Source organism: Paenibacillus sp. J22R56, assembly GCF_056269375.1.
The window spans coordinates 151807-163538 of record NZ_JBWDNV010000013.1 but is presented as its reverse complement, the minus strand read 5'-3'; the positions used below and the strand labels follow the sequence as shown (position 1 = coordinate 163538).

Sequence of the window (11732 nt, the reverse complement as noted above, 5' to 3'; positions counted from 1 at the left end):
ATAATTTTAAAATATTTTTCCGTAGGACATTCATCCTGATTACATCCCTAAATATCCGTGTTTAGGACTTCCGGAATACCACCAAATACCAATAGAATCCTTAGTAAATCCCTGAGTTTGTTTAATTTTGTTGAAATTTATAGCCTATTTTTTCAGCACTAACTGCTGACACATGCCGATGCGAGCTGCCCAGCCCAGCCTCTCCCCTCGTGCTTACCGGGTGCTGGAGTAGAAAAATAAAAATGGCTGAACAGGTTTGATCCTGTTCAGCCATTTTTATTTCAGATACGCGATATACTCGTATGCTGTTGTTCCATATACACTTTTAAAATGTTTATTCAGATGAGTCAAATCAACAAAACCACAGGCAGCTACTGCAGAATAAATGTCTTTGCTTTGTTCAATGACCCGCTTGGCATGTTCAACCTTGCAGTTAAGAAAATACTGATAGGGTGAAATTCCTGTCTGAGCCTTGAATAAACGAATAAATTGATATTTGGACAGCTGAAGCTCCTTGCATATCTCATCCAGCTTCAGAACATGCTCCAAATCGGCATGAATCATATCCTTGGCTTTTCGGATTAACACATGATCTTTCCTCATGTAGTCTGTTGAAAGACTGGAGTGATCAAGGCGATCGGTGAGTGACAGGAATAATTCACTGCATAAAGCCTCATCTTTTTCGCTTAATATGGCATTGGACAGATTTAATACTTTTTGTTCAAGCATTCGGTCATACACGACAGGACTTGAGAAACGCATGATATTCTTCTTCTCCATTACTTGTAACAGCAGCTCGGGATCAATATAAAGCATGACATAATCAAGCCCTGATTTATCATGTGCCATTCCGTCATGAGTCTGTTCGGGGTGAAACAGCATAATGCCATTCTTATGGGATAATTGCAGACTGCCGTCCAAATGATAATGTTGAATCCCACGTAAAGTGACCCCTATCGCGTACTCCTTATGTGCATGCTTCTTATACTTGAATTCCGTCATACTTGCTGATAACGCCGTAATACCTGCCGATTTCTTATATATAAATTTCTCCATCTCGCACACCTCTGCATAAGCTTACCTACTCCCATATCATAATGGCTGCGTAAGCTAAAAATAAAGCCATGATCAGATTCGCCGCCGTTTGATGCTTATGTAAAAACTCCTTAAATACGGCACCAAACACAACCCAGGTAATAAAAGCAGAAAATCCGATTAACGTTATCCCTGCGATATAGACGGTAACCATTGGGATTCCGTTGGCATAAGGCATGATAAAAGTTGGAATAACGGTCAACGCGAACAGTACGGTCTTGGGATTCAGAAACTGCAGCACAAAGCCGGATCGGAATGTTGCCGCTTGGTTTACCGCTGCTTGCGAAGAATTCCTCTTAATCATTCGATACGCGAGATAAACCATATACAGGCTTCCAGTTAATTGCATGAATACCAAGATCTTCGGTATCACTGTCATGAGTATCGTATTCAAGGCAGCAGATAGAACAAGCAATAAACCAAAACCAATCGCCGATCCATACGAGAATTTCATCGCTTTCTTCGTCCCGGCATTGGTCACCGTAGACAAGATGAGTATATTCGTAGGCCCGGGTGTAAAAGTAGCAATCATACAGTAAAGAAAAAAGGATGTCATATCCATGAGAAGCCGCTCCTTTCACGCTCTCCTCATATCCTACATCCGAAAAGGAATTGCCTATAGTACATTATTGCAGATGTTCCTCTAGCATGAAAATAGGCCCAACCATGTGACACTGTTTGGGCCTTCCTAAACGAATTTCCTTATTAACTTATTTCACAGAGGCTTCGCTCTCCTCAATAATGACAAAACCCCAGCGGTCTAACTCGATCAACTCACCCGGCAGGATATTCCGGCCAGACAATAGCTCTATCCCGCTCCTATGGGGATACGAGAAAGATTCCGATTGACTTGAGTAGTTAAAGTAATACCGAATGGTCTTACCCGCTTCATTCACTCCCGACTTAACGATTAACGGGAAACGAAGCTCTTGATCCAGGTCATATAATCCTGCAGCCTTACAGGCCCTCTCTAATACTTTCCCCGCAACTTCTGGACTTGGTACATAACCGATGTAAGTGGCTGTACCACGACCATATTTGTTTTCCGTTACGGCAGCATACGTCCCATAGTAGGGGTGATCATACCAGGCGAGTACTTCCGCTGTTGTTGGTGTAAGGAGCTCCATCCAGACCTTAACTTGATTAGACTCCCCTTCAACTTCAAAAGGATTTCCCTTAAGCGAAACCTTGTTGGGCTCTACGAACTGACTATATTGAATGCCGCATGCCTTTTCGATTATACCTGGCTGAATGCCCGTCCGAACCTGAATATGCTCGTTAGCAAACCCACTCTTAAACGTATAAACAACATGACCGCCCGACTCCACATATTGATTTAACTTCTCCAGGAGATCATCTGAAGCTGCATACAATGCTGGAACAACAATCAGATCATAGTTCTTGAACCTGTCATAAGAGCTTGGGTGCAGCAAATCACAGCCTATGTTCATTTCATATAACCGATCATAGAGAAGACGAACAATTTCGTTATAACGCACTTCGCCTCCAGGCAGCTTAAACCATTCGATTGCGGTTAAAGCCTCGTTGCTGACAAGCATTGCAGCCCGATTTTCTTTTTTCAAATTAACCAAGTTTGCAGACAGCTTCTTGAAATCTCGGCCAATCGTTACCGCTTCTTCGTACGTTGGATTGCTTCTCAGATCATGACTGAGGAGACCCTTCCAATAGGTTTCAATAGAGTTATGAATCGAATGCCAGTGCCAATAAGCGACCATATTAGCCCCTGAAGCAAGATGGCTGAAAGCTTGAAGCCGAAGCTGACCAGGATAAGGAGTCCAATTCGGAAAGGCTTGCGCTTGTGTCTCGATCACGAAATAGTTATTTCCCTTGAGAGAACGAGTGGAGTCGCCTCCAAACGAGATTTCCTTCCCTGTCAGCTCGTCCTGAGAGGGATGATAAATATCGACACCAGCAATATCGAGTGCCTTTGCCGCTTCGAAGTGGTCTACATCCTTCTGGACACCAAACGAGTATCCGCGCCAATCAAAGTCGAAGTTATGCGTCACGAACTGATCAGGCTGTTTATATTCATTCACAATGGATACTTGCCAAGCTAGGAAATCAGTAACCAGCTGACGCTGGAATCGGGAAAATTCTGCACCAAGACTGCCGTTAATAGTACCTACAGCCGAAGGGAAGTCCTCCCAGCTATTGATTCGGTTACTCCAATAGTCGAGGCCAAATTCCTTATTTAGCTGCTCGACTGTACCAAATTTGTCTTTCATATATTTAATGAACCGATGCTGAACATTAGCCCCACTGGTCCCATAGTGCTTCGTTTCGTTATCTACCTGATACCCAATGACAGCGGGATGCTTGCATACTCGCCCAATCAGCTTGCGGATGATTCTTTCTGAATAAAAGAGATACGTCGGATTAGAGATATCCATGATCTGCCTTGCCCCATAACGCCCTGGCCCACTTGATGTCTCTGCCAGTACGTCCGGATGCTCCTTAACCATCCATGTCGGCACAGCATACGTTGGCGTTCCGACGATAACATGAATTCCCGCTTCATACATCGCATCTAGGACACGATCAACACTAGTGAAATCGAAGATCCCATTTTGAGGCTCATGGGTACTCCATGTCGACTCTGCAATACGAACAAGATTAATGCCGGCAGCCTTCATCATTCGAATATCTTCTTCAAGTCTCTCATAAGGCATATATTCGTCATAGTAAGCCACACCATAGTATAATTGCTGCATCTTTGAGCTCTCCTCTTATTGAAATAAAGTAAACTCTTACCTTCATTTTAGAGGACGGGCTGACTTGTTTAAACGACAAAAAGATGCGACCTGTATCAAAATATTGTCATCCAACCTTTGAAAGACAACTAAATTTCAAACACTCATAACCAATAAAGAATAAAATCTTGCGAATCATTTCGGATCATAAGCTTAACTATGACTAAAGACTCTCTTTAACGGTCGAATGATCAAACTAATGATTAATAGCAATACTCCAATTTCAATCGCATGATCCGCCATATTAAGCACACCGTTACCGGAACGTGATACTAAAAAATCAGTGACTTCCCCAAACAACAATCGATCAATGCCATTTCCAGCCGCTCCCCCTACTAGAAAAGCCAAGCTAATCTCGAGCATTTTCCCATTAAACATCCCTTTTCTTCGATTGTAGATCACAACCACTATAAACAGGACAGCTAAGACCCCAAAGAGACGACCATAACCTTGAAAATGGCTTCCAGCCATGCCACTGTTCTCAATATGAGTCATTGGAATACCCCATAGGGAGTAGGTTTCGTCAATCTTTACGTGAATACGGATTAATATTTTTGACAGTTGATCAATCAATACAACAAATGCTGCAATGATATAAAAAAGCATAGACAACTCGCCTTTCCTTATTCATTTACCTTACGATTTAATACCTCTACTCCTCTTAATGATATCATAATCTCTTAACCCGATTGACTGTTCAGCAATCCGAGGTTACAAATCCAACGCAACAGCATTTAGCTTATGTGACGCATAGGAGGATGCAGTTATCATGATACCTTCACCTCCGCATGTTGGATTTCATCCAGTATAATCGCTCCTGACACTAATCCCCCGCTCCTCTGTTGGATTCCATCCAACAGGATCGGGCTACTATCTTTGCCACTGGGCGAGTGGAGCTCCTTTTACTGTATGAAATCCAACATAGGAGGCTATGTGACGTCCCTAAATGCTGTTACGTTGGACGAAATCCAACGTAACAGCGTTTAAGCGTATGATGCATAGGAGGATGCAGCCAGTAAAAAGAGACATCCGCTTCCCAAATAAGAGGAATCGAATGTCTCTTGTTCTAAAGTCTAATTATTGTCTGCTGATTACTCCTCTACCTGTTCAGGAGCTTCAGAATTCGTTGCCTGACCAAACACTTTGAACTCCCATAACGAATAGCCGTACATCGTACCTCTGGATGTACCGTACATCCTTACATATCTAGCCTCAGTTTCATCGAAGTTGACGATATCGGTACCTCCGTCTCCTGAAGTTGTGCTATAGACATCGGTCCAGTTCTGCCCGTCATTCGACACTTGAATTTGATAGCCCTTGCCATAAGCCGCCTCCCATTCCAGTCTAACTCGGCTGATTAGTCTCGGAGCGCCGAGATCAACCTGAATCCACTGCGGATCGGAGGAGTCAGATGCCCATCGTGTTTGACTGTTTCCATCATTGCCATCAACAGCTTGGTGTGCACTCTCCGAGGAAGAAGCAGTAATTGCTTTTCCTTTAGCTAGTTCAATGAGTTCCGGTCCTGTTGGCGGTGTCAAGTTCAGCACCGGGTTAGCAAGATCAAGCTTATACATCATCTGATTATAGTTGTAACGCGGCATAGCGGGAGCATCCGTAAACGTATTGGTGAAGGTTGCCTCGAAGTAAAGGTAACGGCCATCATCCTTGATGAAGTACTCATGCTGGGAAGGATTATAGAAGGAATACTCGTTGTGGGTAATTATTTTTTTAGCGACCTTCCATGGTCCATTTGGCGCTGGTGCTTCCGCAAACCAGAGTTCGCCCAGCAGCGAGGTCTTGCCGAATTTCTCCTGACCAATCATCACATAGCTGTGGCGGTATTCATTCCACTCGACGGAGCTTTGAGCGATTTGAACGTCGTCGCCTGAATCCACGTCTTTCAGTTGGAAATAGCGATCATCATCTGCATGAAGGACACCAAGTCCAATCAACTCTTTCTCCTGTTCCTGTGTAAGCATTTGCGTGTTTTTCTTCCAGCCCCATACCAGCTTGCCATCAGTATCACGCTCAAGCTGCGTGTTTGCCCCGGCATAAGTTGTTCCTGGCGCAAGCGGGGTAAAATACTCGTATTGGGTGTAATCTATAATTGATTCCATCTTCGCCTCTACCCGAATATTCGGATACTCGTGCTGTGTGAAAATATAATACCCTTTGCCGCCATCCTCATAATACGTTCCTTGCCCGCCCATACCCGCGTAACGCCAGTCGCTGACACCCGGGAATTGGACCAGCTGCTCGAACTCTTGCTTCTCATCATTAAAGATCAGAATGCCAAACGAATGAGGGTTAGGATCATGTGTGCTGTAAGCAGCCAGTAGCCGTTCTTCACCGCTATCGTCCTTTACCGTCATTAGTCCAAAAACCCAAGCGATGTTCGCTCCATCGGATAGAGGCGGAACGAGACTTTTCACAAAGCCGTCCTCACGTGTAATATAGTCGAGGTCTACACCAACATCGAGATCCAAACCTTGGCTAGGGAGTTTTGAGGTGGCACCTGTCACACGGAAATTTCCGAGCGGATAAGAAGGCCGATCCGTATCGCCCCAGAACCAGTACAGCTTATCCTTATATTTGATCGTCTGAACCGAATCCTGACCCATGACCTTCCCGTTAAGAAGTGGCTCTTCGATCGGCGTCGTCTCACCAAGCATAACACTGTCCCTGTAAATCCCTTGTCCGGTTACCCGGTACAGCCGTTCCGCTATATTAATTCGGTTCATTTGAATGGTCACGTTCCCGCCAGGCGTCACATTAACCGCTTGACCGCGATAGCCAAACATGTCCGTAGGCACTTCATACCCGCTGCTGGACAGATGGAAGAAGACCGTCTCATTCATAAGCCCAGGCTCGTCAAAAGCAACATTACCGGCACTATCCGTGTAAAAACGGATGTTATTGGTTGTCTTCAGCTCCACGGCCGGAATCCCTCTGCCCGTCTCGGCGTCCACGACGTGAATTTTGAACAGCTGCTGATTATAAACCTGACTTTGTGTTGGCTTCCCTGCAAGATTACCATCCACTGTGCTTGCCGATGCGAAAGTACCGGGAATTATGGCCACTGCCAGCATAACTCCCGCCATTAGTCCAGATGCTCTGCGAAAATGAAATCCCATGTGTTATCTCCTCCAATCAAGATTTATTAAGTAATCTGCGGCGTTCCGTACACTTCGAAATCCCGCACAGAATAGCCATGAGAGCTGCCGCTTGTTGTTCCGTATAGCCGTATATATCTTGCCTTTGCATCCTTAAGCTTTATTTCGTCAACACCACCATCACTTTTCTTCGTGCTGTACAGATCGGTCCATTTCACTCCATCGTTTGAAGCTTGAATCTGGTACGCTTTGCCGTACGCAGTCCCCCATTTCAACACCACTCGTTGAATAAGACTTGGAGCACCAAGATCAACCTTCAGCCATTGCGGATTTTTTTTGGAGTCAGTAGTCCACTGTGTCGCAGAATTACCATCAATAGCGAGATTGGCCTGGTGATCCTTCTCATTTAAAGAAGAGGTAATGACTTTACCTTTGGCCAAATCACTCACTACCGGCGTAAGCCCAAGCTTGGGATTGGCAAGATCGAGCTTATACATCATCTGATTGTAGTTATAGCGCGGCGTTGGTTCACTATCCGTGAATGTATTCGTGTAAGTGGCTTCCAGGTAGATGTATCTGCCGCCAGCTTTATCGAAAAACTCATCGTGAGCCGGGTTATAGAAGGTGTAGTTGTCATGTGTAATGATTTTTTTAGCAGTTGTCCAAGGCCCCTGCGGCGCTGGTGCCTCCGCAAACCACATTTCGCCAAGTCCCGATGTACTTCCGCCCAATTGCTGCCCAAACATGACATATTTCTGGCGGTAATCATTCCATTCAACGGAGCTGCCTGCTAACGTTACGTCAGCGCCAGTGTCCACATCTTTCAGCTGGTAATAACGTGTATCGTTTGCCTTAATTAATCCCAGGCTGATGAGCTCCTTCTCCTGATCCTGCTTTAGCGGTGGAGTATTCTTTTTCCAGCCCCATACAAGTTTACCCGCAGCATCCCTTTCAAGCTGTGTATTTGCTCCGTTATATGTCGTTCCCGGTTTGAGCGCCGTGAAAGACTCATATTTCGTATAGTCCTTAATCGCATCATAAGTCGCAGGCACTCGAAGATTTGGCATCCGATGCTCAGTGAATACCCAATACCCTTTACCATTTTCCTTATAGTAGCTCGCTTGACCACCCGGATGGCGCCAGTCGTTCTTGTCAGGGAACTGGACAAACTGCTCGAACTGCTCCGTCTGATCGTTGAACTGGAGAATGCCAAAGGCGGACAGATCCGGATTATGCGTGCTGTAGCCGGCAAGCAGCCGCTCCTTTCCGCTTGCGTCCTTAGCCGTCATTAAACCAAATACCCACGCAATATTCGCCCCATCAGACAGTGAAGGAACAAGACTTTTGACGAAGCCATCCTCTTGCGTGAAGTAATCCAGATCGACACCAACATCCGGATCAAGACCACCTTGCCCCGGAAGCTTTGAGGTAGCCCCTGTAACACGGAAATTCCCCAGCGGATAAGCCACACGATCCGTATCTCCCCAGAACCAATACAGCTTGCCCTTGTATTTGATCGTCTGAGCGGAATCCTGGCCCATGACCTTCCCATTCAAAAGCGGTTCTTCAATCGGCGGTGTCTTGCCAAGTAATATACTGTCACGATATATACCTTCGCCGGTCAAGCGATACAGCCGCTCGGCGATATTTACCCGCTCCATCGTCAGCTTAATACTTCCTCCTGGCGTCACCTCAACGGCTTGCCCATAATATCCGAACATATCCTGGGGCACCTTATAACCGTCACTAGAGAGATGGAAAAATACGGTATCACTCATTAGTCCAACTTCTTTGAACGCGACATATCCTGCACTGTCTGTATAGTAAATCATATTGTTCGTTGTTCTCAGCTCTACTGCTGGAATGCCTCGTCCGGTCTCCGAATCAACGACTTGAATGCTGAAAGGCTGCTCGTTATAGGCCTGGCTAGATACAGATACAGGTGCGGCGGTGTCCGCCGCCATCGTACTCGGGAATACAGCCAAGCTCAGCAGGATTGAGGCTACGATCCCGGATGTTCTCCGAAATTTCAATTGCATACGTTATAATCCTCCGCTTCATATAATGTCCCTATCTCATCTCATCATCTATGATGTCAGAATGAACCTCCTCATGTTTCTCCTAATCGCTCACAACACTAGATCATCGCATCACCTCCTTAAGCATTTCAAACAAATAAAGCGCTTACATTACTGTTGTAAACCAACTTCTTTCACGAAAAAGAGCAGCATGCTGTCGGCAAACTGCTCCTCATTTTCGTGAACTACTTCTACCGCTCCTGCAGATTAAAAGCCGTTCTTATGAAAAAACTCTAAGCTGATTGCTACACTCTCCAGTGATGACGAGGAGAATGTTTCTTGCTCGACAAAGATGTATTTAATACCCGATGCCTCAGCAATTGGCAAGACACTTTTAAGATCAACAGCGCCTTTGCCTACCTCGGTGTCTCTATGACCTTCCACAAAATCCTTAAAATGCACGAGTGGTACACGCCTGCTGTATTGCTTCACATAATCCACAGGCGTATATCCTGCCGTATGAATCCAGCCTAGATCAAATTCAGCAACAAGATATTGCGCTGGAACGAGCTCAAGGAAATGATCCATGACAGGTTTGTTGTTAACCAATTTAAATTCAAAATCATGGTTATGATAGCCAAATTGCAGTCCTGCCTCTGACACTTTTCTTCCCACTTCTTCGAAAATAGCAGCCAGCTTCTTCACATCATCCATGGTTGGCTGATCAGGCAGAGGCGCCGATGGCGCAACGATATACTGCAGGCCAATTTCCTGCGCATATTCGATCTGCCGGTCAAGCTCTGCGGATCGTGCATCTGCTTCTCCGTAATTAATCCCGATATGCGCAGATGGCGCCAGCAAACCAAGCTCATCAAGCAGCGCCTTGACTTCCTTGGCAGGCGTACCATAAAATCCTGCAAACTCAACCGCTTTATAGCCCAGTTGTGCCGCTTTACGAATAGTACCCTTAAAGTCTTTCTCAGTTAAATCACGCAGGGTATATAGTTGAAGTCCAACAATTGGTTTGGCCATAATCTTTCACTCCCATTTGTAAGAAGCTGTATGAATTACTTCGTTGCACGCGCTGCAGCATCGTTGTAGATTTGAAGCACTTTATCGATATCGCCCATTTTTTTCAACTTATCCGTAAATTTGGACCAGTCTTCAAAGCTGGATTTGCCGGACACAAATTTAGCCTGCTCTTCCGTTACAAAGGTTTTGACCGGGTTCATAATTTCGGAAATCTTCTGGCTTTCGTCCTGCGTGAATTGAATGCTAGGCTCGCTATACGACGAAGGAACATAATCATTATTAGGCATTGGCAGGCTTGTCAGATAAGGCGATTTCTCAATCGGAACCTCTTCAAATTTGCCATCGAAGTACGTGTAATCCTTCGCTGCGAAGTCTACGAATGCTTTGGAATCGTTAACCATTTGCAGACCAGGGTTATAGTTTTTACTTGCGCGGATTCCGTACTTATCGCCAACTAACCATGGATCCGGTGCGGTTTTAAATTCATCGTTAAAGGTTTGGACACCATCTGCTCCAACCGTATACGTCGTTCCTTCTAGCCCCCAAGTAACCATGTTGATAATCTTGTCTGTGTATTGATAGTCAACAAGCTTGATCAGATCTTCCCGAACTTTTGTTTTGGCATTGATACAGAACTGAGCCCAACCTAGATCAGGCGTATTGCCGTTCGCAACTTCCTGCCATGATTTGCCGTAATCCGGATTATCCGGGTAAAGAGTTACCGCGAATATTTTTCCGTCATTTACGGTTCTTGTATATTCCGCTGGAGTCGTAAACCATTGTGCCAGCCAAATAAAGTTATCGCCGTTCAAAGCCTTACGTTTAAGAGTATCGTCTGTATCGATGGTATACTCCGGATCCAGAAGCTTCTCCGCATAAAGCTTATTCGCAAATTGCAGAGCATCTCTATAGCCGTCCTCAAGAACACCATAAACATATTTGCTGCCATTCCAATAAATATCATCCTTTACATGATCCGCAGCAAATAAGGAGCGTAAGCTGTTCCATCTTGTAGCAATCGGATATTTATCCGGGTACAGCTCTTTCAGTTTCTTAGCAGCCTGGTAAACGTCATCCCATGTTTCAGGAATTTTAATATTATTTTGCTGGAAAAGATCATAACGGTACGAGGATGTATTTTGAATCAGCATACCTTTATCAGCTGGGTACCTTGGCGTTGAAGTTTCTTTAAAAGTATACATTTTACCTTCGGCGTTCGTTACACGCGTCAGGCCATTCTTAACCTTACTCAAATAGTTCATATAGTTCGGCATAAGATCCTTGTACTGACTTAGCTCCAGGATCTGGCCTTGCTCTGCCATTTCAGTCGTATCGTAGAATAGTGGAGTAACGAAGAAGTCCGGCAGATCATTACTAGCAATCATTAATTTCAGCTTTTCATCGTATTCGGAGGAAGGAATATAGTTGAAGTCGATATTAACCTTCCTGCCCATATAAGCTTCCATTTCCTTCTGCCATTCTTTACCCATCATGCTGTTCTCGTTATCGACACCATTAGATGGCAGCGCTACCGAAAAGCTCAAAGGCTTACTATCTGTCGCACCTGTATTATTCGAACTCGTCTCTGGTGCGTTAGTATTATTCGTATTATTGGTACAGCCTGCTACTGTGAGAGCCAACATGGAAGCTAAAAGCAAAGACGTGGTCTTTCTTTTCATACAAACCCCTCCTGTATAATTATT

At 44.9% G+C, this 11732-nt stretch carries 8 protein-coding genes; all 8 read right to left on the bottom strand.

All coding sequences use genetic code 11. The annotated features are described in order from the left end of the window. Positions 1-276 precede the first annotated feature (276 nt). Complete coding sequence (locus AC0YNT_RS27755; protein WP_475807530.1) at positions 277-1056, bottom strand: AraC family ligand binding domain-containing protein; 780 nt, start codon at positions 1054-1056, stop codon at positions 277-279. A 25-nt stretch (positions 1057-1081) separates the two neighbouring features. Then, positions 1082-1657 carry a LysE family translocator gene (locus tag AC0YNT_RS27750; protein ID WP_475807529.1) on the bottom strand — a complete coding sequence of 192 codons (576 nt, stop codon included), beginning with the start codon at positions 1655-1657 and terminating at the stop codon, positions 1082-1084. A 148-nt stretch (positions 1658-1805) separates the two neighbouring features. Further along, positions 1806-3827 (bottom strand): beta-galactosidase, encoded by a 2022-nt coding sequence (locus AC0YNT_RS27745; RefSeq protein ID WP_475807528.1) that lies wholly within the window; start codon positions 3825-3827, stop codon positions 1806-1808. 192 nt (positions 3828-4019) lie between these two features. Then, positions 4020-4472, bottom strand: a complete 453-nt coding sequence (lspA, locus tag AC0YNT_RS27740) for a signal peptidase II (RefSeq protein ID WP_475807527.1) — start codon at positions 4470-4472, stop codon at positions 4020-4022. A gap of 485 nt (positions 4473-4957) precedes the next feature. Next, positions 4958-7000, bottom strand: coding sequence for a discoidin domain-containing protein (locus AC0YNT_RS27735; protein WP_475807526.1), 2043 nt, complete (start codon positions 6998-7000; stop codon positions 4958-4960). A 26-nt stretch (positions 7001-7026) separates the two neighbouring features. Beyond that, entirely contained in the window at positions 7027-9018 is a 1992-nt protein-coding gene (locus AC0YNT_RS27730; protein ID WP_475807525.1) for a discoidin domain-containing protein, read from the bottom strand. 246 nt (positions 9019-9264) lie between these two features. Next, a complete protein-coding gene (locus tag AC0YNT_RS27725) occupies positions 9265-10029 on the bottom strand; it encodes a sugar phosphate isomerase/epimerase family protein (RefSeq protein ID WP_475807524.1) in 765 nt (254 codons plus the stop codon). Between the two features lie 35 nt (positions 10030-10064). Continuing rightward, the gene (locus tag AC0YNT_RS27720; RefSeq protein ID WP_475807523.1) at positions 10065-11708 is read right to left on the bottom strand and encodes an extracellular solute-binding protein; all 1644 of its coding nucleotides are present in this window, start codon (positions 11706-11708) and stop codon (positions 10065-10067) included. Between the last annotated feature and the right edge of the window lie 24 nt (positions 11709-11732).

Coding starts and splice junctions, on each gene's coding strand:
- AC0YNT_RS27755 (WP_475807530.1), bottom strand. CDS start 1,056: ATGGAGAAATTTATATATAAGAAATCGGCAGGTATTACGGCGTTATCA.
- AC0YNT_RS27750 (WP_475807529.1), bottom strand. CDS start 1,657: ATGGATATGACATCCTTTTTTCTTTACTGTATGATTGCTACTTTTACA.
- AC0YNT_RS27745 (WP_475807528.1), bottom strand. CDS start 3,827: ATGCAGCAATTATACTATGGTGTGGCTTACTATGACGAATATATGCCT.
- lspA (WP_475807527.1), bottom strand. CDS start 4,472: ATGCTTTTTTATATCATTGCAGCATTTGTTGTATTGATTGATCAACTG.
- AC0YNT_RS27735 (WP_475807526.1), bottom strand. CDS start 7,000: ATGGGATTTCATTTTCGCAGAGCATCTGGACTAATGGCGGGAGTTATG.
- AC0YNT_RS27730 (WP_475807525.1), bottom strand. CDS start 9,018: ATGCAATTGAAATTTCGGAGAACATCCGGGATCGTAGCCTCAATCCTG.
- AC0YNT_RS27725 (WP_475807524.1), bottom strand. CDS start 10,029: ATGGCCAAACCAATTGTTGGACTTCAACTATATACCCTGCGTGATTTA.
- AC0YNT_RS27720 (WP_475807523.1), bottom strand. CDS start 11,708: ATGAAAAGAAAGACCACGTCTTTGCTTTTAGCTTCCATGTTGGCTCTC.